Origin of the sequence: Chryseobacterium sp. Leaf405, assembly GCF_001425355.1 — a bacterium.
Lineage (GTDB): Bacteria > Bacteroidota > Bacteroidia > Flavobacteriales > Weeksellaceae > Chryseobacterium.
In genome coordinates, this window is record NZ_LMQN01000015.1 from 368,069 (window position 1) to 390,609 (window position 22,541).

The following is a 22,541-nucleotide window of genomic DNA, read 5'->3' on the forward strand; positions in this document are numbered from 1 at the left end:
TGCACAGGTAGTTTAGTTTGCATAATTTTATGCGACTAAAAAATACCATGTAATTATTATGAGATCAACATTCAATGTTAAGGAGTACGGCGTTGCGATTGAGGGATGGAACAACAGCTGTGGAAACTATTCATCAATTGAAAGTCTTATTCCTACCAATTATGTTTTCAATCTTACTGCGGATCAGATAAACTGGCTCAACGACAGAAACAAAAATTCTAAGTTCTGTGTAGAGATGGGGATTTACAATAATCAGGTTGTAATTATTCTTTCTCCTCTGGATGCGAGCGGAAATAAGATTGCCGTAGACGATTATTGTTATGCACCATTGGAAGAATTAACTCACGATCTGAGGCTTACAGAAACAGAACAATATGTTGTGGTGAGAAATGCGGTTCTTTCAAAAGAACTTACGAAAGTAGACGACAACTCAAATATTTCGTTTCCGATTGCTACCCAACCTATGATGGAGCAGGACAAAGCACTTGCAGCGATTGAATCATGGAGAAGTGAAGCGATGACTTGGTTTTACAGAGAGTGTAATGAGTTTAAAGGTCAGAGAGTTTTCAGACAGTTTTTTGTTCCGGCAAAAGATCTTATGCCTTCAAAACCTGGTCTTACAAATGTTGTATGTTCATTCGGATTGAAGTTTTCTGATATTTATCAGAGAATGTTACCTACACTTATTTTTATTTCCTTTTATGGTAATATTAGTAATTCTGAAGATAACGAGAGCATACAAAAGACTTCAAATACGTATGATTGGTCACAGCCTTGCCCGCCTCTATGTCCGTATATTTAATTTATAACTAAAAAAATATTGTGGAACTATACGAAGTAATACTTTACCTCAATAATGGTTTACTTTTAATTTGTGCTGCTTTAGGGCTTATTAAGTACAAATATTTTAAAAATACAGAAAAATGGTATGTTTATTATATCATTTTTCTTTTTTTGATAGAAGCTATCGTGAAAATTTCGCTATATCTTTTGAATATTAAAGATATGGGTTTTATTTTTCCTTTCTATGTTGCCGGGGAGCTGCTGTTGCTAGGAGTTTTGTTTATTAGGAAGTTTCAGCTATCATATTATTGGTATATTCCGCTAGTTTTACTTGCGGGCGGTGTTTTTATTGATATTCCTAATGTAACAGGTGATGTTAAGAAGGTAATTTCAAATATAGTAGTGATCTGTTTGGCTGGATACGCCCTTTTGATGGAAATTAAAAACAGTAAAATCAATGATAGATTTATGCTGGCAGACAGTTTTATTTTTTTGTATTACGGTTTGTCTGTATTTTTATTTTTCCTCCTTCGTCAGCTTTCAGATTTGGGGAAAACAGAAGCCGAAATGATTTGGAGTATGAATAATCTTCTTTGTAGTTTTCTTTATTTATCAATTATTTATACCTTTTTAAGATTAAAGAAATAACATTAAATATCAATTTTTTTATCTTGCTGATTGTCGTTCTGGTAATCATCATGTCTTTTATTTTGCTGGCTTACCGCAGTTTTATTCAGAGAATTTTGAAAGAAAAGAATGCACAGCATGAAGCCGAAGTTCAGCATCAGAAGAAACTGGTATTAGAAAATATTAAAGCGCAGGAATCGGAAAGAAAAAGAATTGCCGTCATGATTCATGATGATATCGGGAACCGTCTGAATATTCTTTCATTATGGCTAAATAATTTAGATACAAAAGGTGATGAGATCATTAAGAAAAACATTACCACACAAATGTCTTCATTAATAGATTCGGCAAGAAGTATTTCACATTCATTATATCCTGTGAATTTAGAATCTGTCGGTTTGGTATTGTATATTGAAGAACTGATCGCCAATTTATCGGGGAGAATCAATATTTCGATGAATGTAAGCCCGAAATTTCAGAAAAAAGACATTTTTATAGAAGTTCAGTTATACAGAATTATTCAGGAATTTACCACCAATGTTCTCAAACATTCGGAAGCATCAAGAGTTTGGATCTATATTAAGGATAACAAAACAAATCTTGCCGTCATTATTTCAGATAATGGGAAGAGTTTTGAATATGATGAGGTGAAAAAAGGGATGGGTATCAAAAATATCGAATCCAGAATAAAATCTATGAATGCTGCGCACAAATGGAAAAATACACTTCATGTGGGCAGTCGTTTAATTATTAAAATTCCATACAACAATGAATTCCCAGATCAAAATAGCATTAATTGATGATGAGCAGCTCATCCTTGAAGGGGTGAAAATGTTATTGTCTTCCGAACAGAATATTTCGGTTGTTTCAACATCTGCCACAGGACCTGATTTTTTAGAGACACTGGAAAATATTTCTGAAGAAGACTTTCCGGATCTTGCTTTGGTTGATGTTCAGATGCAGCCGATGAATGGTTTTGAATTGGTAGAAATTCTAAAAGAGAAATATCCGGATCTTAAAATTATCATCCTTTCTTCTCATTATAAAACGACGATTTTAGGATATATGGTAAAGTTAGGCGTTTCTGCTTTTTTACCTAAAAATTCCAACAGAAATGCTTTTATAGAAGCCATTACAATGGTTCACAGAAATGGAATTTTCTTCACTCCGGAAGATCATCAGATGATTTTTTCATACATGAACAGCCCGACGAAAAAAAGAACGCTTTTTGAAATGGATGACGAGCTTTCTGATCGTGAGAAAGATGTCGTAAAATTGATCTGTCAGGAATGTACCAATAACGAAATCGCCGAAAAATTATTCATTAGTCCAAGAACAGTTGAAAGTCACAGACAGAGGATTGTCGAAAAAATTGGCGCTAAAAATACGGTAGGAATTGTGATTTACGCAATTATCAACAATATTTATCCGTTAGAAAGAATTTGATTCCGTAGAAATACGGAATTTTTTATTTGGTATTTTGTACTCTATAATACCACTTTTTTTCATCGTTACTTTGGAGGGTTCATAAAATAAGTGCTTCATTATTAATATGAAGATTAAATATAAAACCACAAAGAGAATGAAAAATAATATTATTTCGGTCGGAATTTTCTTCGATGGAACCGGAAATAACGGGGTGAATGCGACATCCTCTCAGAAACCATTACAAAATAACGAAAGCTATTATAACAATATTACCAATATTTATAAATTATCAGAGTTATTCATTGGAGATACAAAGGTTTATATAGAAGGGATTGGAACTTTTACGGGTTCTGAAGACAGCGATTACGCTATGGCAACCTGCAAAAATCCTATGGGATACAGTGGGTATTCTTCTGATGATAAAATGAGAAAAGCATACGATTTTATCAGTAAAACAGTCGTTGATAGTACTAAAGATTATGATTTCTATGTATACGGATTCAGTAGAGGAAGTATGTTGGCGAGGGCTTTATGTAATAAATTATTAAGTTCAGATTCAAAAATTCAGGGCAATATCCGTATAAAGTTTCTTGGAGTTTTTGATACGGTAGAATCTGCTCCATTTAATGATTATAATGTAACAGTTTTACCGAGAACGGAAAGAGCGTTGCATATTTGTGCAGTAAACGAATGCAGATATTTTTTTCCGCTGACAGGTTTCTTTGAGGATTCTAAAGATATCGAAGATACAAAATCCGACACGGGGACTTCTGTTTGGAAAGAAATTTTTGTGCCGGGAGCTCATGCTGATGTAGGTGGTGGTTATCTGGAAGGTTCACAGTCGGTATATGTTTCTCCAAATTTTGTTAAAAATAATGATTTGGTTTCGTACGTAGAAAATGTAAGAACAGCGGCTACCGATTCTAAAGGGAACAAAATATGGAACAGTCTTCTTCAAAATTATAAAGTGGATCAAGGAGAAGTTTTTTCTCAGGCTTATGTTGAAAGAGATCTTGTGTACAACGAACTTTCAAAAGTATATGGAAAATTAATGTTGATTGAATCTAATGCAGAAGAACCTATTTTCAGAACAAATTTTAGTGAAACTGATTTTGACATTGATGCCAATTCTCATCCATATTTGATAGAACTTTCTAATGCGTTGGAAAACTATATCAATAATCTTTCTTCAGGCTTAAAACCTGATTACGATTACGGCAAATTAGCAGATTATACGCATATTTCAGCAAATTTTGGGCTGTATCATCCTGGTTTAGTGCTTAATTCCAGAACGGGAGTTAATGAAGAATTCATTAATAATGGTTTGAATGTGCCGAGCAATTCTGATGATCAGTTCAATGCTAATCAACCAAAATTACAATCAGAAATCCATCATGTAGAAGACTCTATTGTGGATTATGCATACGGAACTAATATTCCGAATAACGATAATTGGAGTCGTACAATATTAATAAAAGAAAATTTTTATAATAAATGTTAGTACTTTTTCAGTTTTAAATTTAGGTGTGGAGCTGTCCTGGTTAGGCAGCTCTTTTTTTGTCTTATTTTTTTGAAGCTGTTTCCCGCTTTCCGCACTCGCTATTTCTTGATTTTTGGCTGCGGCGGCAAAGCCGCCGCAGCCAAAAATCAAGAAATGAGCTCAGACAATTGCTCCAATCGGGGCTAAGGTACAGTCATTCCTTTCACAATTTTAAAATAACCATACAGCTTGTCATTCCGTAGGAATCTAAGCACGAATCATTTCATGTTTTTTTAATAAATATGCCACAACTCCTATGAATTACGAATAAGTTTAGATTAATTTTTAGATGAATAAAAAAGATTAGAATCAAGTTGAATGTATTTGATATTTAGAGTTTTAAGTAAAAGTACTTACATGTTATTTTAGTGATTTATACTATAGTTTTTATCTCTGCTTTGCCGTTACTTTGAGGTATTCTTTTAATGAAGCTTCAAAAGATTAAATAAACAAAATTATTAACGCCAATATCTGAGAAATCAGATTTACAAAATTATAGAAATCATGGAATATAGAGACAACGAAGTGTATTTCGATACGGCTTCAAACAATTTAGTAAAAGGATCTTTCACGGTAAGCGAATTCTCAATTACAGAAGGGCAGGATCCGAAAGGACATATTTATGTAGGATTTACGGCAAGCTGCGGAAGCGATGGCAAATTTATTTTTTCCATTGGTAGAAAAGGTTCGTCTGCAGTAGCAAAATGGTTCTCGCAAAGAGTTCCGGCAAACAGAACAACTTTCAATCACGATCCCGGAGAACTGAATTTTGCAATGATCGGAACTTTAGTCCTTGAATTTAACGGAGGTAGAGTTTGTACTTTTTACAATGTCGCCTTGGCGCAAGGCCATAGCGGAGCCAGCAACAACTGGTGGTTCGGAGGAAAACAGGGAATGTATAACGGCAGCGATACCGCAATTTACGGAGCGTCAAGCAACGGAATTGTAGAACTGGCATCATTCCTGAGAGGGGGAAACTCAGTAGATCATGTGAAAGTAACTCCAAAGACTTTTTAATAATTCATAAGCTAATAATTCATTTTACAAAGCTGTTCATCTTTTTGAGCAGCTTTTCTGATCTTCATATTGAATAAAATCAGCCTTAAAATAAAACACAAACATCCGTATGATTTGCAGAATCCGTAAGAGAATTAATATTTCAAATATCATTTAGATATTAAAACAGACCCCCAAATTAACCTCAAATAATTTGAATTAAGTGTTACATTTCTTTTACATTCTCTCATTCATTTCTTTTTACGTATTTTTGCACCCGAAAATTCATTATTCACAATTAATCATTATTAGCATGCTTTCGGTTCAAGGTTTAGGATTACATCATTCGGGAAATTATCTGTTTCAAAACGTAAATTTCACCATCAAAAAGGATGATAAAATTGGTTTGGTTGGTAAAAACGGAGCTGGAAAATCTACGCTTCTGAAAATGCTTTCCGGAGAAATTACTTTCTACGAAGGAAATGTAGTTCCCGAAGGAAATATCACTATCGGTTTCCTAAAGCAGGATCTTGATTTTGTGAAAGGAAGAACGGTTTGGAACGAAACCATGCAGGCTTTTGAGCAGATTAATGCCTGGAAAGAAGAACTGGAAGAGATCAATCATCAATTGACGATAAGAACCGATTACGAAAGTGATGCGTATACAGATTTGATCAACAGAATGACCGATCTGAATGATCTTTTGATGCACCATGATGCCTATAATCTTGAAGGTGATATTGAAAAAGTTCTTTTTGGTCTTGGCTTTAAAGCTGATGATTTTCATAAACTGACCGACGAATTTTCCGGAGGTTGGAGAATGAGAATCGAATTGGCAAAATTGCTTCTTCAGAAAAACGATTTGATGCTTCTGGATGAGCCTACTAACCACTTGGATATGGAATCCATCATTTGGTTGGAAAACTTTTTGAAAGATTATCCCGGAGGAATTCTTCTGGTAAGTCACGATAAACAGTTTATGACGGCAGTTTGTAACCGAACTTTTGACGTAAACAACAGAAAAGTGGATGATTATAAAGCCAATTATTCCAAGTATTTGGTAATGCGTGAAGACCGCCGTGAAAAACTGATTCAGGCGAAAAAGAATCAGGATGCGGAAATCAAGCAGATGGAAGATAACATCAATAAATTCCGTGCGAGTGCTACCAAAGCTTCTTTTGCCCAGTCTTTGATTAAAAAATTAGATAAAATAGAGCGTATTGAAATCGATAACGAAGACGTTTCTAAATTCAATATCCGTTTTGTACAGTCACAAGTTCCGGGGAAAGTTATTTTCGAAGCAGAAAATCTTGGAAAAGCTTATGGCGAAAAACAGATTTTTGATGATGTAGATTTTATCGTTCAGAGAGGAGACAGAATCGCACTTCTTGGTCAAAATGGTCAGGGAAAAACGACTTTGGCGAAAATTCTTGCAGGAGACATCAAAGATTATTCAGGAAGTTGGAATTTAGGACATAATGTAAATATTGGATACTTTGCTCAAAATCAGGAAGAAGTATTAACGCCCAACAAAACCGTTCAGGAGGAAGCTGAAGATTCTGCAACGGAAGAAACAAGACCGAGAGTTCGTGATTTATTAGGGTCTTTCCTGTTTCAGGGTGAAGCTGTCAATAAAAAAACAAAAGTACTTTCTGGAGGGGAAAGAAACCGTCTGGCGCTTTGTAAATTGTTGCTACGTCCTTTCAACACGTTGATTATGGATGAGCCTACCAATCACCTGGATATTCAGTCTAAGGAGATTATCAAACTGGCTTTACAGAAATTTGAAGGGACTTTAATTGTAATTTCTCACGACAGAGAATTTCTTCAGGGGCTTTGTGATAAGATTTATGAGTTCCGCGATGGTCATATGAAAGAATTCTTAGGTGATATTAATGAATATCTTGAATTCAGACAAAAAGAATCCATCAGAGAAATTTCTGCTGAAAAAGCTAAACTTCACAAAGAAGAACCCAAAGTTGAGGTAAAAAAAGTTGAGGAAAAGCCGGCTGTCAGTCAAACAATTATCGTCAGCAAGGAGCATAAAAATATTCAGAATAAACTGAAAAAAGTAGAAGAGAAAATTTCTGAACTGGAAACTAAAGTTGAAGAAATGGAAGCTTCTTTCACAAAAAATAACCCTTCTGAAGAAACATTGGAAGAATATAATAAAACTAAAGAAGACCTTGATTTAGCTTTACAGGAATGGGAACATTTGGGTTCTCAACTGGATTAGTTTTATTAAAAAAATAATCATCCTTTTTACCATTCCGTAGGAATCTAAGCTTTTATTTTTGTGATTCAATCTCTAAAATTATGCATGGATTCCTACGGAATAATAAATAAGATGGAGAGTATTAGCAATGTTATCGGGCATTTCAATATAATATTTAAAGATAATTCACAATTGCTGTAACAACAGATAAATCGTTTCTACCTATTGTTTAAAGTATTTTAATAAAACTTTAATCTAATTTTTTAATTTATTTTCATAATTTTGACGAATGATTTTTAAAGAAAGCAGAAATCTGAAAAGTTTTATCTCCAAATTATTGTTTGGGGTATATTTTCTTGCGATGTTTTCTCAAAGTTTCCACAATCACGGTTCTGAAGAAGTTTTCAAAAGCTTCAACTTTAAAAAATCAGAAAATACACTGACAAAAAATGTAGCAAAAGAGCAGGCAAATGATTGTTTGGCTTGTCATTTCTTAGCTACCGGACATACGCTGGTTCCTGAAGAATTCGGTTTTTCTTTCGAAAGTTATACTCATGAAGTAGAACAGATTCTTACTGTTCAGGAAAAAATATGGTCACAGACTAAATTCACTTTTCAGCTTCGGGGCCCGCCCGCAATTTCATAATTCATAGATTCTTTTCGGATTTTTTAACTTAAATTTTATACAATTTGAAATATTTCTTTGTGGAAAAGCAAACCATTAAGTGATAATTGAGTTGTTAAAGATAATAAGGTCTAATGTATGATTCATAATTGACTACTGTTAAATGAATCATTTGTTTAAAAAATCTAATCAACAAATTTTTTCGAAAAATGTACTTCTTTGAGAGTACGTAATCAATCTATTTAACAATGAAATTGATATATAGCTTAATGTTGATCCTTTGCGGATTTGCATTTATAAACGCACAACAGACTTACAGAGTTGAAGGTACCGTTCAGGATTTTCATGACAAAACAATGCTGGAAAATGCAGTGGTGAAAATCGGTGACTTTACCACAAAAACAGGCAAAAACGGTAAGTTTTCTTTTGACAAAATTCCTGCGGGAAAATATATACTCATTGCTAAACATCCTGACTGTAATGATTATACTGAAAATGTAGGAGTTACAAAGGACATATATTTAGCAATTACCCTTGAACATCATGTTCAGGATATTGAAACGGTAACCGTACACGGAAGCCATAAGAACAACGGAAGCATGGTTGTGAAAACCATTGATAAAGCAATGATTTCCAGAAATGTTACCGAAAATCTCGGAAACTTATTGACCAATATTTCTGGAGTTAATGTTCTTAAAACAGGAAATAATATTACAAAACCTATTATTCATGGACTTTATGGAAGCAGAGTTTCAATTCTTAATGATGGTGTAAAACTTGCCGAACAGGAATGGGGAGTAGAACATGCACCAAATGTAGATGTAAACAATTTTGAACATATTGATGTGATAAAAGGTGCATCTGCCCTAAAGTACGGAAGTGGTGCTGTAGGAGGAGTTGTTGTTTTACAGCCTCAGGTTTTACCTAAAAAAGATACCATTATGGGACTTGTCTCTCTATCCGGAATTTCTAATGGAAGAGGAGGTGATCTTAATGTAAAATTGGCAAAAACATGGGAAAATGGCTGGGCAATTAAAACAAACGGAAGTTTTAAGAAACTCGGTGATCTTCAAGCGCCTGATTATGGTTTGATGAATACCGGGCTGGAAAGTTCGGGATTTAATTTTGGGGTTCAGAAGATGACTTTTAATAAAGGTTTTTCTTTTGATTATTATCTTACGAAAAGTACGATAGGAATTCTCAGAAGCTCTCATGTAGGAAATTCAGAAGATCTTCGTAATGCTCTTACTGCTCCAGAGCCAATCTATCAAAGAGATTTTAGTTACGATATTGATAATCCAAAACAGGATATAGAGCATCATATTGCTAAAATTTCTGCTTACCAAAGGTTTGAAAATTTCGGAAAAATTACTGCAACGTATAGTTTTCAATACAATCATAGAAAAGAATATGACATTCGTCGCGGAGAAGAGCTTAGCAAAAAGCCTGCACTAGATTTGGAATTGATAACCAATGATTTAAATGTTAATCATCTGATAGAAAGAGGAAAATGGAATCTTGAAACAGGAATTAATGCAGGTTATCAGAATAATTATTCTAATACACAGACTGAGGCAAGACGTTTGGTTCCGAATTATGACAGATATTATGCAGGAATTTATTCCGTATTAAAATATAAAATCGCTCCCGTATTAGATTTTGAATTGGGAGGAAGATACGATTTTGATCGTTATGAAGTGACGAAGTGGTATGATTTGAATGATTGGAATAAGCTGTATGATGCAGATTATTCTGACTTTGTAGTAAGAGTTAATAAAAATAGAATTCTTACAAAGCCGTCATTAAACTACAATAATTTTTCGGTAAATGGTGGAATAGTTTACCATCCGTCCGAATATTTCAATTTGAAGTTTAATTATGCCAGAGTTTCAAGATCTCCCAATGTTGCTGAGCTTTTTGCAGACGGGCTTCACCACTCGGCAGCAATTATCGAAAGGGGAGATATGAGAATGAAAAGTGAAAGAGGAAATCAGTTTAATTTGGTGGCTGATGTAAAAGCAAATGTTTTAAAAGGATTAAATATTTCTGTAAATCCGTATTTCTTTTATACTAAAAACTTTATCAACGAAATTCCTACAGGGTATCAGAATACACAATGGGGAGGAGCTTTTGTAGTGTACAACTACCAACAGATTGATGCAAAAATGTATGGAGCAGATCTAGATGTGCAACTCAAAATAACAGATAATCTGGGATATAAAGGAAGTGCATCATATGTGTATGGTCAGGATCTTACGAATGATGTTCCTCTTATTTTGATGATGCCTCCGAATTTTAATAATTCATTGGAATTCAATAAAAAAGAATGGAAAAACTTTTATTTTAATGTAAGTAACAATACTTACTTAAAGCAAACGAGATTTCCTGTTTATAATGTTCCGATCAGATTATTCGATTCTGACGGAAATGCGTACAATGAAGAAGTAGATATTTCTACACCACCAAACGGATATTCGCTTTGGAACCTTCAGACAGGAGTGAATCTGTCTAAAAATTTCGGAGTAGATTTCTCGATCCGAAATGTATTTAATAAGTCTTACAGAGATTATCTAAACAGGCTTCGTTTCTTTTCCAACGAAATGGGAAGAAACTTTATTTTAACTCTTAAATATCAATTTTAATTACTTTAAAATCAAAAAAAATGAAAAATATTTTTAAAAATACAACACTTATTTTAGGACTTTTATTCTTGGCGGCTTCTATAAGCTTAACATCATGTAACAGAAGCGATGATGAAGCAGATGATCTTCCTCAGGAAGAACTTTCAGATGTTCTTTTAAGAGTTACGGATGAAGCTACGGGAACTTCGGTAGTTTATGATTATCAGGTGAATAGTTCAACCAATCCTAATGTGAAATTAATTGACGGACATACCTATAATGTACAGGTGATCTTTAAAAATGGGGATGAGGATGCTACACAAGAAATAAAAGATGCTGTAGATGAGCATTTTTTAGTGTATAATTTCCCTAATTCCGATATTACTCTTACCCGTACAGATGATCCTGAATTTGTAAGAGCAGATGGTAATCATGTAGGAGTAAAAACAAAATGGGTTGTAAATAAGGCTGTAAAGAATGCATCTGCTCCTGCTCAGTTGGTTCTTACATTGTACCATGAACCGGTAACGGTTTCTGAAGCTTCGGCGGTAAGCGGAAATGGAGTTGTGTATGGAACTCACACAGGAGGTGAAACAGATGCTCAGGCAAATTATAATATTATCAATTAATATTTCTTTAATCTTGTTAGCAAAACCACTGAATTTTTTTCGGTGGTTTTTTATTTAACAGTATTTGGCTTTATAAGTTGACTTTAATTGATAGATTTTCATAAAATTTTCATATTTTTGCAACCTAAAATTTTAATCAATAATGAAGGTTACTGCAAAAAACCATGATGATGTAAGTGCATTGCTTACAGTGACATTGGAAAAATCTGACTATAAGGAAAAAGTTGAGAAACAATTGATTAATTATGCTAAAAATGCACAAGTTCCTGGTTTCAGAAAAGGGAAAGTGCCTTTGAGTATGGTTAAAAAACAATATGAAGCAGGTATTGCATTCGAAGAAATCAACAAGCAGGTTTCTGATGCTTTAAACGGATATGTGAATGACAACAAACTAAGATTAGTGGGTCAGCCGGTTCCACAGCCTGTAAACGAATTCGATTACAATGCAGATCAGTTGGAAGTTGCTTTCGAAGTTGGTTACGAACCAGCATTCACGATAGATCTAGCTAAATATGAAGCTCCTCACTACAAAGTAGAAGCTTCTGAAAAAGAAATCAACAAAAGTATTGAGAACATGCAGAAGCGTTTCGCAGAGCAGACTCCTCAGGAAAAAATTAATAAAGATTCTTACATCGCTTTAGAAATTTCTCAGGTTGTTGAGGAAGATGCTGAAGGAGAGCATCACCACCAGCCAAAGGCTGTTACCATCAGTGCTGAAAACAAGGAAGCATTCAAATTGGTAAAAGCTTTGAAAATGGATGAATCTGTAAAAGTTTCTAAAGAGACTCTTGCAGGTGATGAAGAATTGGCTAAAGAATTAGGATTCTCTAAAGAAGAAGTTGAGCATTTACACCACAACGAAGTTGAAGTGAAAGTAAAAGATTTCTATGGTCTTACTTTAGCTGAGCTTAACCAAGAACTTTTCGATAAAGTATATGGTGAAGGTACCATTACTTCTGAAGAAGAGTTGAAAAATAAAGTAAAATCTGAATTAGACGAATATTTCCAGCAAAATGCTGACGTTCATTTTGTGAATAAAGTATTGGAGCAGGTTTCTGAAAAAGAAGAAGTAAAACTTCCTGAAACTTTCTTGATAAAATGGTTGCAGTTCTCTAACCAGAACATCCAGTCTGAAGAGCAGGCTAAAGAAATTCTTGAAGCTGAGAAAAACCAGTTGAAATATCAGATCATTGAAGGTAAATTGATGACTGATAACGAAATCCAATTAGATTATGCTGATGTTTTAGGACAGGCTGAGCAATTGGTAAGAAATCAATTGGCGATCTACGGAATCCACCACTTAGGGGATGAGGAAATCCAGAAGTATGCTGTTGAAATGTTGAAAGACCAAGAACAGGTAAGACAAATCTCTTCTGAAGTTGCTATGACGAAGTTGAAAGATATTATCCTTGAAAAAGCAACGAAAAAGGAAACTCCAATCTCTCACGACGAGTTTTTGGAAGAGCTTAAGAAGTAATTTATTTCTTTATATAAATTAAGAATCCGTCTCACAACCAAAAAGTGAGACGGATTTTATTTTATTATTTAGTTAAAATAATATTTTCTGGCAATGGTTGATATGTTCTGCTTTCGTAAAAGCATGAATTTGTAAATTATTTTCTGAATTTATTAATTCCATATATCTCTATTCTAGCGTATTTTAATATGGACATTATGGTTCGTGAAAATTCTTTAGAAGGAGATCTTGCTTCGTCGAAGTGATAACCTGTTAAAAAATATTCTATCTGCTTCCAGATTTCAGGTCTCAAAGTAAGCTTTATCAATAAGCCGTCAACCACAGCCAACTCATCATTTTTCAAAATATCACTTAGTTTAATACTTATGGCATTATCATAAATTTCCTTGTATTCATTTTTATTTATAACAATTTTTTCTGTCACATCTTTATTTTCTTTGTCGGAGTATCTTGTTATTTTCAAAGTAATATTTCCTTCTATTTCCGGATTAATTATTTCGATTTTAATATCAGAATTAAGTGTTATTGACTGTGAAATCTCTAAAGACATATATCTCAAATTTGATTGTTGTCCAAAAAAATTTACAGATATGGAAACTAAAATAATTAAAAATATGTTTTTCATTTGTGATATGGTATAAAAGATTGGCTTAATAATTTAAGCCAATCCATTTTTATTGCTTTGTTAAAATAATATCATTAGGCAACGGTTGGGGAACATCTGCCGGAGCCCATCCATGATAAAAACAATCTTTATCAATCCTGTTTTCACTTTGCTTATATTTCCATTGTAGCTGTGTTTTTTAGTACAGATGAAATTGATATATATAATTCTATCTATAATCGATTAAATCCTCCATCTCTAATCTTGCTGCTTTTACAATCAATTTTGTTGCATACCAAAAGTCTTTTTGAAATTTATTAGTTTGAGATCTTTTGTTTAATCCCGTTGCATAAAAGGACTTTTTATTACCTAGATTGTCATATAATATAATGTCAGTATAAGAACCATCTAATAAATTATTTTTTACTGCAACAGTATCATATTCTATTTTTTGAATTGCTTCATATATTTCTTCAAATTTTTCTTTTGATATTCTATAAGAATATTCTTCATCTCTATCTTTTTTTATGCTAATCTTTCCTTTTTTATTATTTTTTATTGGTTTGAAAATAATGTCTACAGATTTGAATAAAATAATAGAATTTGAATGATGAAATTCTAATTTACAATTGCTTTGAGAAAAAATCAATGAATTTATCAAGACAGCTATTATAGCTAAAAATTTGTATTTCATGCTATTATTGCTTTGTTAAAATAATATCATTAGGCAAAGGCTGGGGAACATCTGCCGGAACCCAACCATGATAAAAACAATCTTTATCGATCCAGTTTTCACTTTGTATATATTTCCATTGTAGCTGTGTTTTAGTAGCATCAGTGAAATTAATAAATATTTGTCCTGATCTCATACACAAGTCTCTATCAACATATGTAAAGCCATATTTGTCATCTGATTTTCTAAACATTCCTCCTGTAATTTTTGCCTTATCATCATTAAGATTTGTATTATCGAACAAGATATTATTGTTTAAATCAGTCACTTTAAATCTTCCTATTAGGAAATCTCTATATTGATTTAATGATGATTTATAGGTATTAGTAAGTTTTTTAAAGCTTATATATATAATTTTGTTATTCCATTCCCCTTTCCATGTTCCTTCATAGTATTGTAATTCATTATTGGTATCCTTGAGATAAGAGTTTTCTGGAATTTCTGTAAATGTTCTTAAAAGGTATGTCTGAGCTTTACAGCTCACAGTAGTGATTATTAATATAATTAAAAATAGGTTTTTCATCATTCATTCTTTTACTGTTTTGTCAGAGTAAAACTCGTTGGGATTCCATCCTGCACCGGGAGTTGGTGAACTTCCATTAATGTTAATATTTTCTCTGGGAGTCATTTTCCATTCCATTGTTGTGGCATTGATGATTTTTAGCTCAATATAACTGGTTTACTAACAACTATGTTTTTATTCTAAAGTAAAATGTTTTATTCTTTTTATTGGATAGATAAGAAGATGTAGTAATAATATTTTTTTTTATTCGTCTAGCTACTAAATTAAAATCGATTTCTTTAACTGTCGTAATTTTTAATGTGGTATAAATAGTATGTATTATTTTTACCCCAGAACCTTTAGACCAAATTTCATCTTTTTTAATATTATCTTCTTTCGTTGAATAATCATTTTGAATTAATATATATTTTCTGTTAAAATATGACACAAGATGTTTTAGTTGATCTTTATTTAAATCCTTAGCAAATGAAATTATATAACTATTTTTACCTTTCGTTTTTATCTTAAATATATATTCTGATTTTTTCAATAAATCATCATGAAACTCTACTGGAATGTAATTTTTTTTAACATTCTTATAACTGTCATAATAAGAATAGCCAGATTTATTTAGCTGCATCTTATTTTTAATTTTATTTTTTTTGTTGAAATCAAAAGTTAATAAATCTACTTTTACCGAATCTTCTATTTCAACCTTTTCATTAGAATTAATTTCTAACTGTGAGTAATATACATCTTTATTTAGCTTTTTCCATCTTATACTTTGCCCTGAAATGCTAAAAACAGGAACAATTAAAAGAAATAAAATTTTAATTTTATTCATTATTATTTACTATGTGATTAGGAAAACTTGTCAAAAGAAACATTTAATATTCATTTCTTATTGTTTTGTCAGAGTAACACTGTCGGGATTCCCCATCCTGCACCGGGAGTTGGTGAACTCCCATTAATGTTAATATTTTCTCTGGGAGTCATTTTCCATTCCATTGTGGTAGGATTAATTATCTTTAGCTCAATATCAAGTTGAATAATATAAATGTATATACTGTTTTCATTGTTACTGCTTAGTCATTGTATATTCTACTTCCGGTATCTGTGGCTTATCCGGCAGGTTTACGTCGCTTGCACTAAGATGTACAACACCAGTACTGTATATTCTTGCTTTTATGGTTGTCGGATTAATGTACCTGAAAATAATATTCATGGTAATATGTTTCCTGTCTGGATCACTAAAAAAACTTTTTACTCTGAACTCTCCAGAACTGCAATCAGTGCATTTAAAATACTGATTATTACGAATAAATAAAGCATCTGAAATAGCATGGTAGCTTTCATTCATGGGAACATCTATTTTATTCAATGTATTGATTAATGTATTTCCTGAAGGATTAATATACTTGTATTCTCCATAGAGTATATCACTATAGGATCCTTCATAATCATAAAATAGTTTTTTCTTGATTATCATGGTGAGTTCTTCATTTCCATTTTGATATTTCCATGTTCCCACAAAATTGTCGAGAAAATTGTCGGTATCTTTATAATAAGCATTATCAGGAATATTACCATAATTTTGTTTCATGGGTACAATGGTTTGTGCTTTACAGCTTAATACACAAACCGTAAAAATAAATAGTATTATAATATTTTTCATATCAATTGATTTTTTATTGACAAGGTAATTTTTTTATTTCAAAAACATTAGAGTTTTTTACGATGCTGAGCTTATCCCATCCGGTTAAGCTAGCGTTGGATTTGTACAAAGATACTTTGGTATTGTAATGTTTGGTACTGTTATCTATACTGGTTACGAATTTTAAAAATCTTTCTTCCAATATGCTGTTATCCGTATTCCATTCTCCTGTAACAGAATTTTGTAAATTACTAAAATCTGCTTCGAAATTATTTCTAAATTTTCTTCTTTTAAATTCATCACTATAAATTTCATACATCATTTGTTGGAAGGCACTAATATTAGCATCTTCCAACGCCAAAGCATAAACTTCGTTATTAGCCACTACAATATGTACAGGAATGGGAACATCTACACTACCTTGGGGAACTGAAGTGAACCAAAAGAAAAAATTATTTTCCATCATAATATCATCGTGGGAAAATATACCCTGTAAGCTGTTCATGTGCGTGTGTGCACCACCAAAGGTATTAGGTGTTCTCACATACTCTACCGTATTATCTGCAGTATATGTTGTCACTTTTTTCGCATACATTTGCCCATTAGCAGGATCATAAAAAAAAGAATAGCCGTCTTCATGTGTTGCAGTTGCCATATTTTTTGTTTTCAAATCTACTAATGCTGTTTTTATGCTTACTGCTCCCGGAGGTAAGGATGTAGGAGTATTAAGCAATTGTTTCAGTTTTTCACAAGGATTACCAAGAAGATCAGGTAAACTGCCTCCCCCATGCGGAGAAGTCGTAATCACACCACTACCACTTCCACTACTACCATTTCCCGGAGAAGCCCCGCCACCGCACGTATCATACGTAGTGTAAGAAATCCCTGTATAAGAATATCCCTCAGTCGGCAATCCACTTGGAGGGCATTTGCAATCGGCGGTCTGTGCATAGTTGTGTAGATTTTCACAACACATCATGCCCGGGATGTACATATTCACAAATTCCGGTATGGTGATCGTACACAAATTGGCATTGTATTTCCCGAAAACCTCTGTGCCCGAAATGCTTCCCAGAGATACCATCGTTACATGATTTTTCAGTTCTGCAACCGTCAGGTTTTCCAGATTTTCATTTGTGCTTTGAGAAATTAAAAACTATCTCTAATCCGCATAGAGATAGTTTTTTACTTATTTTTTTGTAAAAATAGCATCATATGGAAGTGGCTCTGGTCTTTGAGCTGGCGGATAATTTTTATAAAAACAATCACTATCAAGCCAATTTTCATCCTCCCCATAATGCCATTTTAATTGTGTTTTTGTAGAATCTGTAAAATTGATTATTATAGTACCGGAGCGCATGCACAAATCACGATCTACATAACTCAAAAAATATTTGTTTTCTCCACTTTTAAAATTCACTCCTTCAATTTTTACTTTATCATTTGGGAGATTCGTATTATCAAATAAAATAGTACCTGTTGCATCGGTTACTTTAAATTTAATAATAAGATAATCCATATAGGTGTACAGTGTGTATTTATTTATTTCTTTCGATATATATATATATATCGTTTTATTATTCCAGATTGCCTTCCAAGTTCCTATATAATCATTCAGTTCATTATCTATATCTTTTAGGTAAGAATTATCCGGAACATCCGTATAAGTTCTTAAAGGATAGGTTTGAGATTTACAACTGAATGTAAATAATATGGATAGTATTAAAATAATGTTTTTCATGATGGTATATTTTAAGGACATGGTATTTCTTTTATTCTGTCAGGTGAATTGAAATTATATTCTATTTTTACTTTAGAGGTTGAAGTTACTCGATATACTTCTAAACCAGGCTTATTAATTTTATCTTTTATAAATCTTAAAATTTCAGCTTCCACATCTTTTTGATCATAATTAGGTCTAGTATATGCATTCAAAAGAGATCTTTTATAATCTTTTTTTAGTTTTTCCATTTGATTTTCAGGTATTTCTCCCGGATTATTTGTTCCCGAATACATCAGCATATAACTTCCTGCTGAAGTGGTAATTAAAGAATAAGCATTTCCATAACTTCCAGTATTTGCTATCGCATGAGGCATAAGATCATTTATGAAGGTTCTGATATCCATGTGGGAAGGAAACTTTCCTGGTGGCATATCGTCGGGATTACAAGTTTGATTTTGGTGAGTGTGCATCAAACCATACACCAAAGGATCATATATAATCGGCATATCTTTATCTGTAATACATTGGGGCAAATCTGTATTAATGTATTCGGGTTCTGTGTTTCCGGTACTAGAAGCAGGATATTTTACTGCATACGCTTTTTCATAATTTAGATTAAATACTGAGGGCTGCGTCATTTCAGTAAATTTAGCCTTAAAATTATTATCAGCCAAAAGCTCTGTAATTTTATCACAAGGATTACCAAGAAGGTCAGGCAAACCGCCTCCCCCATGCGGAGAAGTCGTAATCACACCGCTACCACTTCCACTGCTCCCATTTCCCGGTGAAGCCCCTCCGCCACACGTATCATAAGTAGTGTAAGAAATCCCTGTATAAGAATACCCCTCAGTCGGCAATCCACTTGGAGGGCATTTGCAATCGGCGGTCTGTGCATAGTTGTGCAGATTTTCACAACACATCATGCCCGGGATGTACATATTCACAAATTCCGGTATGGTGATCGTACACAAATTAGCATTGTATTTCCCGAAAACCTCTGTGCCCGAAATGCTTCCCAGCGACACCATGGTTACATGATTTTTCAGTTCTGCAACCGTCAGGTTTTCCAGATTTTCCAGAGCAGTTTTATCATAAGTAGAAATATACGCCGCAAACTGAGCGTTTCCCAGATCATAAAGAATAAAGTTTTCCAGCTTTCCTGTAGTGCCTTCCCTTGGCTGTATTTTAAAAGTATAGGTTTTGTTTCCGGCGGCATCTTCGGTATACAGCACATCATTCAGATCCACACTGAAGCCGTTTTCAGCATCGGTAAAGATTTTAGAAACAGTATTCTTTGCACCGATTTTGTTTTTGGAAAGTTTGGCAAGCTGCGAAAAAAGCAGTTGGTTTTCCTGCAGTTCGGGTAAATGAATAATACGGGAGGTAACGGTAGCTCTCTGGCTGCTTTTGTTTTCCTGTATTGCCAGATCGTCTGTTCTGCAGGAGTAGAGGGTGACTGCGGTTGCCATCATCAGGCAGAGCCGTAGAATAAATTTTTTCGTCATTTAATTTGTTGTTTTTACGGGTTAAATATAATTCTTTTATAATACTATAGATGCATTATTTTACCTTTTGGTTGGAAAGGAAATAATTTTTTTTCATCATTTAGTTTTATAGCTCTACAAAGGTGTGAAAAACAATCCTGAAAATGGCAGTAGAAAATTACTGATATACGTAAGGTTTTTCTAAAAGAAAATTTTATGTACTTTTGATGAAAATACAGAGCGCTATGACATTAGGTGAAAAACTGAAGAAAGCAAGAATCCACAAAAACCTTACGCAGGAGTATCTTGCCGAGGTACTGAATGTATCCCAGAAAACCTATTCCAACTTCGAGAACGACAAAAGCAAACCCGATTTTCATCAGGTAGAAGATATTGCCAAAACACTGGAAGTAAGTGTTTTGGATTTTTTAAGCGGAGAAAGTATCACAGTTAATCAAAACAATAATGAAGTTGCAGTAGCTCAGAATTATGCACCAATAAGCACTTCCGAAAAGCTGATCGAGCAATACGAAGAACGCATCAAAGAACTGAAAGACCAGGTAGAATACTGGAAAAATAAATCGGAAGGCGGTAAGTAATCTTTCACCTTTCCGGAAAGTCTGTTTCACCCTCGCAACACATTTTCCGGTAACTGGGAAAGTTTCCTGCACACTACAGCAGACTTTCCGTTAAGCGGGAAAGCTCTCTGCACCCTGCGGCGAACTTTCCGGAAGCCGGGAAACCTTCCTGTACCTTGCAGGAGACTTTCCGGAAACAGGGAAACATCTTTGAACCCTCACGCAGGTGTTTCCCCGAATCAGAAACAAACATTTTTAAAAATATGAATGCAATTGAATTAAAATTACTCCGCAATGCAGAGTACCTGCAATATGTAAAAGACTTCGCAGGTATCATTGCACTAAACAATCCCTCAACCTTACAGATCGACGCCAAACTTTCTGCCTTCAACACCAAGATCGCTGAGCTGGAAGCGCTTTACAAAAAAGCTCTTGCCAGCGAAAAGACTCAGGAAGTTCTTCTTCTGGACGAGAGAAGAGACAACGCCATTACCGGGATCTATTATTTTTTGTTGGCACAGAGCTACCATTACGAGACCGACAGAAAACAGAAAGCCCAGTCGCTTCTTGAGAGTATGGCACTCTACGGCAGCAGCATTGCCCGCCTCAATTACCAGGCAGAAACTGCCACCATTAATAACCTTATCCGTGACTGGGAAAACAAACCTGATCTTACTATAGCAGTCGCAGATTTTGACCTTTCAGGCTGGGTAGCAGAGCTGAAGAATGCCAACGATCAATTCAATTCAAAATATCTTTCCCGCACTCAGGAATATGGCGATGCAAGCCCCGAAACCATCAAACTGAAAAGGGAAGAAACCAACACCGCCTATTATGCACTGAGAGACCGGATTGATGCGCTTCACCTTTTGGTAGAAACCCCGCCTTCACCGTATGCCACAGTCATCAATCAGCTGAATGCGCTTACCGATCAGTATAATGTATTATTGGTTAACAGGCAGAATACCGAAATCCCCGGTAACAGTTCCGCTATTGGTACAGTTTAGAAAATATGTATCATCCCCAATGTGCATTTTGATTTCACATCCGTCACTTCGAATAAGTTTTGAAAAAACTGTATCGAGAAGTTGGTAATTAAACGACTGAAACTACATTCATCGGTTCTCGATACATTTTTCTGCTTCGCTGCGAAAAACACCGAACTGCGGGATCAAATTTTTTAAAATGCACAATGAGTTTATCATATCAAAAGTATTCCACCAAAAAATTGATGGATTTTTTATGATGATCTGCGTCTGTGATATTCATTCAATATCCTTATATTTACCATCTAAACTTAGTATATGAAAAAGATCATCATTCCGTTTTTCTGCGCTGTGCTTTTCTCAGCTCCGGCAATGGCACAAAAGACAACGGCTACTCCGGCTAAAACGGAAGCTGCAACATCTAAACTGACTCCAAAAGAGGTAATCGAAAATTATCTGAAAGCATTGGGAGGAAAAGATAAATTAGAGTCCGTAAAAACTACCCTTACTGAAAATACACTGTCTGTTCAGGGGATGGAAGTTGCTATGACCACTAAAAAGATGGGAAGTAAATTTAAATCTGAGCAGTCTGTAATGGGACAGAAAATGGTTCAGTTTTTTGATGGCGAAAAAGGATATTTCGAGCAGGGTGGTCAGAAAATGGATATTCCTGCTGATAAAGTTGCTGAGCTTAAAAAAGGCAAAGTGATGGATGCTTTGGGGTATGATCCTGCCAACTTCACAACCGTAACTGTAGAGAAAGTTGACGGAAAAGAGTATAATGTATTGAATTCTGATAAAGGTAAATTCTACTTCGATGCAGCTACAGGATTATTATACAAATCTTCTGCAGCAGAAGGTAATGCAACCGTAAAAAGTTATATGACGGTAGACGGAATTAAGTTTCCACAAGAGATTGAAGCTGAAGGAGGCGGACAGAAAGTAAACATTAAAACAACAAAAGTAACCATCAATTCAGGAGTTACAGAAGCTGATTTTAAATAAGAATAAACCGGTGGTGGCATTTTAAAAAATCTTGATAACAGATCGTCAGTTCAAGTGTTTTTCGCAGCGAAGCGCAGAAAAATGTATCGAGAACCGATGAATGTAGTTTCAGTCGTTTAATTACCAACTTCTCGATACAAGTTTTTGAAAACTCTACTTGAAGTGACGAAAATGAACCAAAATTTACAAAAAGTTAAGAATACACTGTATTTTTATAGAATGAAGCCGGGCATTTGTCCGGTTTTTTTTATGCACTGAAAAGATTAACGGTATTTAACTCTATTTAACGTTAAATACTATTTTTTACATTTCCTCGTTCTGTGAATAAGTG

General features: G+C 34.0%; 22 protein-coding genes. 14 read left to right on the forward strand and 8 right to left on the reverse strand.

The annotated features are described in order from the left end of the window. The first annotated feature begins 58 nt into the window (after positions 1-58). From ASG22_RS11470 to ASG22_RS11525, 11 genes are all read left to right on the forward strand, one after another. Positions 59-802, forward strand: a complete 744-nt coding sequence (locus ASG22_RS11470; RefSeq protein WP_055984371.1) for a hypothetical protein — start codon at positions 59-61, stop codon at positions 800-802. Positions 803-822: 20 nt separating this feature from the next. After that, positions 823-1,431, forward strand: a complete 609-nt coding sequence (locus ASG22_RS11475) for a hypothetical protein (RefSeq protein WP_055984374.1) — start codon at positions 823-825, stop codon at positions 1,429-1,431. A 23-nt stretch (positions 1,432-1,454) separates the two neighbouring features. Next, the gene (locus tag ASG22_RS11480) at positions 1,455-2,210 is read left to right on the forward strand and encodes a sensor histidine kinase (RefSeq protein WP_238586907.1); all 756 of its coding nucleotides are present in this window, start codon (positions 1,455-1,457) and stop codon (positions 2,208-2,210) included. After that, positions 2,179-2,856 carry a response regulator transcription factor gene (locus ASG22_RS11485; protein ID WP_055984380.1) on the forward strand — a complete coding sequence of 226 codons (678 nt, stop codon included), beginning with the start codon at positions 2,179-2,181 and terminating at the stop codon, positions 2,854-2,856. The genes ASG22_RS11480 and ASG22_RS11485 overlap by 32 nt, the downstream gene beginning before the upstream one ends. Positions 2,857-2,992: 136 nt before the next feature. Then, entirely contained in the window at positions 2,993-4,339 is a 1,347-nt protein-coding gene (locus ASG22_RS11490; protein ID WP_055986784.1) for a T6SS phospholipase effector Tle1-like catalytic domain-containing protein, read from the forward strand. A 543-nt stretch (positions 4,340-4,882) separates the two neighbouring features. Next, the gene (locus ASG22_RS11500; RefSeq protein WP_055984387.1) at positions 4,883-5,395 is read left to right on the forward strand and encodes a hypothetical protein; all 513 of its coding nucleotides are present in this window, start codon (positions 4,883-4,885) and stop codon (positions 5,393-5,395) included. A gap of 292 nt (positions 5,396-5,687) precedes the next feature. Continuing rightward, on the forward strand, positions 5,688-7,610 hold the full coding sequence (locus tag ASG22_RS11505; protein ID WP_055984390.1) for an ABC-F family ATP-binding cassette domain-containing protein: 1,923 nt from the start codon (positions 5,688-5,690) through the stop codon (positions 7,608-7,610). 268 nt (positions 7,611-7,878) lie between these two features. Then, the gene (locus tag ASG22_RS11510) at positions 7,879-8,235 is read left to right on the forward strand and encodes a hypothetical protein (protein WP_055984394.1); all 357 of its coding nucleotides are present in this window, start codon (positions 7,879-7,881) and stop codon (positions 8,233-8,235) included. A 227-nt stretch (positions 8,236-8,462) separates the two neighbouring features. Further along, positions 8,463-10,856: a TonB-dependent receptor gene (locus ASG22_RS11515; protein ID WP_055984398.1), complete on the forward strand. Its 2,394-nt coding sequence runs from the start codon at positions 8,463-8,465 to the stop codon at positions 10,854-10,856. A gap of 20 nt (positions 10,857-10,876) precedes the next feature. Then, complete coding sequence (locus ASG22_RS11520; protein WP_055984400.1) at positions 10,877-11,464, forward strand: hypothetical protein; 588 nt, start codon at positions 10,877-10,879, stop codon at positions 11,462-11,464. Positions 11,465-11,606: 142 nt separating this feature from the next. Next, positions 11,607-12,941 carry a trigger factor gene (locus ASG22_RS11525; protein WP_055984403.1) on the forward strand — a complete coding sequence of 445 codons (1,335 nt, stop codon included), beginning with the start codon at positions 11,607-11,609 and terminating at the stop codon, positions 12,939-12,941. Between the two features lie 136 nt (positions 12,942-13,077). Here ASG22_RS11525 and ASG22_RS11530 read toward each other — a convergent pair whose 3' ends face one another. The 8 genes from ASG22_RS11530 to ASG22_RS11565 all read right to left on the reverse strand — a co-directional run bounded on the left by ASG22_RS11530 (position 13,078) and on the right by ASG22_RS11565 (position 19,662). Next, on the reverse strand, positions 13,078-13,491 hold the full coding sequence (locus ASG22_RS11530; protein ID WP_055984405.1) for a hypothetical protein: 414 nt from the start codon (positions 13,489-13,491) through the stop codon (positions 13,078-13,080). 283 nt (positions 13,492-13,774) lie between these two features. Continuing rightward, on the reverse strand, positions 13,775-14,239 hold the full coding sequence (locus ASG22_RS11535; RefSeq protein ID WP_055984409.1) for a hypothetical protein: 465 nt from the start codon (positions 14,237-14,239) through the stop codon (positions 13,775-13,777). 4 nt (positions 14,240-14,243) lie between these two features. Next, positions 14,244-14,804, reverse strand: coding sequence for a DUF6705 family protein (locus ASG22_RS11540; RefSeq protein WP_055984412.1), 561 nt, complete (start codon positions 14,802-14,804; stop codon positions 14,244-14,246). Between the two features lie 163 nt (positions 14,805-14,967). Further along, on the reverse strand, positions 14,968-15,624 hold the full coding sequence (locus ASG22_RS11545) for a hypothetical protein (protein ID WP_055984414.1): 657 nt from the start codon (positions 15,622-15,624) through the stop codon (positions 14,968-14,970). A 234-nt stretch (positions 15,625-15,858) separates the two neighbouring features. Beyond that, positions 15,859-16,455: a DUF6705 family protein gene (locus ASG22_RS11550; RefSeq protein WP_131726190.1), complete on the reverse strand. Its 597-nt coding sequence runs from the start codon at positions 16,453-16,455 to the stop codon at positions 15,859-15,861. 13 nt (positions 16,456-16,468) lie between these two features. Next, positions 16,469-17,518, reverse strand: a complete 1,050-nt coding sequence (locus tag ASG22_RS11555) for a hypothetical protein (protein ID WP_055984420.1) — start codon at positions 17,516-17,518, stop codon at positions 16,469-16,471. A 105-nt stretch (positions 17,519-17,623) separates the two neighbouring features. Beyond that, complete coding sequence (locus tag ASG22_RS11560) at positions 17,624-18,175, reverse strand: DUF6705 family protein (RefSeq protein ID WP_131726191.1); 552 nt, start codon at positions 18,173-18,175, stop codon at positions 17,624-17,626. 11 nt (positions 18,176-18,186) lie between these two features. Continuing rightward, positions 18,187-19,662 (reverse strand): hypothetical protein, encoded by a 1,476-nt coding sequence (locus ASG22_RS11565; RefSeq protein WP_131726192.1) that lies wholly within the window; start codon positions 19,660-19,662, stop codon positions 18,187-18,189. Between the two features lie 206 nt (positions 19,663-19,868). Here ASG22_RS11565 and ASG22_RS11570 point away from each other — a divergent pair, with 206 nt between their 5' ends. The 3 genes from ASG22_RS11570 (at position 19,869) to ASG22_RS11580 (ending at position 22,210) form a co-directional block, all read left to right on the forward strand. Then, entirely contained in the window at positions 19,869-20,240 is a 372-nt protein-coding gene (locus ASG22_RS11570; protein WP_055984430.1) for a helix-turn-helix domain-containing protein, read from the forward strand. Positions 20,241-20,482: 242 nt separating this feature from the next. After that, complete coding sequence (locus ASG22_RS11575) at positions 20,483-21,226, forward strand: DUF6261 family protein (RefSeq protein ID WP_055984433.1); 744 nt, start codon at positions 20,483-20,485, stop codon at positions 21,224-21,226. Positions 21,227-21,523: 297 nt separating this feature from the next. After that, the gene (locus tag ASG22_RS11580) at positions 21,524-22,210 is read left to right on the forward strand and encodes a hypothetical protein (RefSeq protein WP_055984436.1); all 687 of its coding nucleotides are present in this window, start codon (positions 21,524-21,526) and stop codon (positions 22,208-22,210) included. Positions 22,211-22,541 lie beyond the last annotated feature (331 nt).

Coding starts and splice junctions, on each gene's coding strand:
- ASG22_RS11470 (WP_055984371.1), top strand. CDS start 59: ATGAGATCAACATTCAATGTTAAGGAGTACGGCGTTGCGATTGAGGGA.
- ASG22_RS11485 (WP_055984380.1), top strand. CDS start 2,179: ATGAATTCCCAGATCAAAATAGCATTAATTGATGATGAGCAGCTCATC.
- ASG22_RS11490 (WP_055986784.1), top strand. CDS start 2,993: ATGAAAAATAATATTATTTCGGTCGGAATTTTCTTCGATGGAACCGGA.
- ASG22_RS11500 (WP_055984387.1), top strand. CDS start 4,883: ATGGAATATAGAGACAACGAAGTGTATTTCGATACGGCTTCAAACAAT.
- ASG22_RS11505 (WP_055984390.1), top strand. CDS start 5,688: ATGCTTTCGGTTCAAGGTTTAGGATTACATCATTCGGGAAATTATCTG.
- ASG22_RS11510 (WP_055984394.1), top strand. CDS start 7,879: ATGATTTTTAAAGAAAGCAGAAATCTGAAAAGTTTTATCTCCAAATTA.
- ASG22_RS11515 (WP_055984398.1), top strand. CDS start 8,463: ATGAAATTGATATATAGCTTAATGTTGATCCTTTGCGGATTTGCATTT.
- ASG22_RS11520 (WP_055984400.1), top strand. CDS start 10,877: ATGAAAAATATTTTTAAAAATACAACACTTATTTTAGGACTTTTATTC.
- ASG22_RS11525 (WP_055984403.1), top strand. CDS start 11,607: ATGAAGGTTACTGCAAAAAACCATGATGATGTAAGTGCATTGCTTACA.
- ASG22_RS11530 (WP_055984405.1), bottom strand. CDS start 13,491: ATGTCTTTAGAGATTTCACAGTCAATAACACTTAATTCTGATATTAAA.
- ASG22_RS11535 (WP_055984409.1), bottom strand. CDS start 14,239: ATGAAATACAAATTTTTAGCTATAATAGCTGTCTTGATAAATTCATTG.
- ASG22_RS11540 (WP_055984412.1), bottom strand. CDS start 14,804: ATGATGAAAAACCTATTTTTAATTATATTAATAATCACTACTGTGAGC.
- ASG22_RS11545 (WP_055984414.1), bottom strand. CDS start 15,624: ATGAATAAAATTAAAATTTTATTTCTTTTAATTGTTCCTGTTTTTAGC.
- ASG22_RS11550 (WP_131726190.1), bottom strand. CDS start 16,455: ATGAAAAATATTATAATACTATTTATTTTTACGGTTTGTGTATTAAGC.
- ASG22_RS11555 (WP_055984420.1), bottom strand. CDS start 17,518: ATGGTATCTCTGGGAAGCATTTCGGGCACAGAGGTTTTCGGGAAATAC.
- ASG22_RS11560 (WP_131726191.1), bottom strand. CDS start 18,175: ATGAAAAACATTATTTTAATACTATCCATATTATTTACATTCAGTTGT.
- ASG22_RS11565 (WP_131726192.1), bottom strand. CDS start 19,662: ATGACGAAAAAATTTATTCTACGGCTCTGCCTGATGATGGCAACCGCA.
- ASG22_RS11570 (WP_055984430.1), top strand. CDS start 19,869: ATGAAAATACAGAGCGCTATGACATTAGGTGAAAAACTGAAGAAAGCA.
- ASG22_RS11575 (WP_055984433.1), top strand. CDS start 20,483: ATGAATGCAATTGAATTAAAATTACTCCGCAATGCAGAGTACCTGCAA.
- ASG22_RS11580 (WP_055984436.1), top strand. CDS start 21,524: ATGAAAAAGATCATCATTCCGTTTTTCTGCGCTGTGCTTTTCTCAGCT.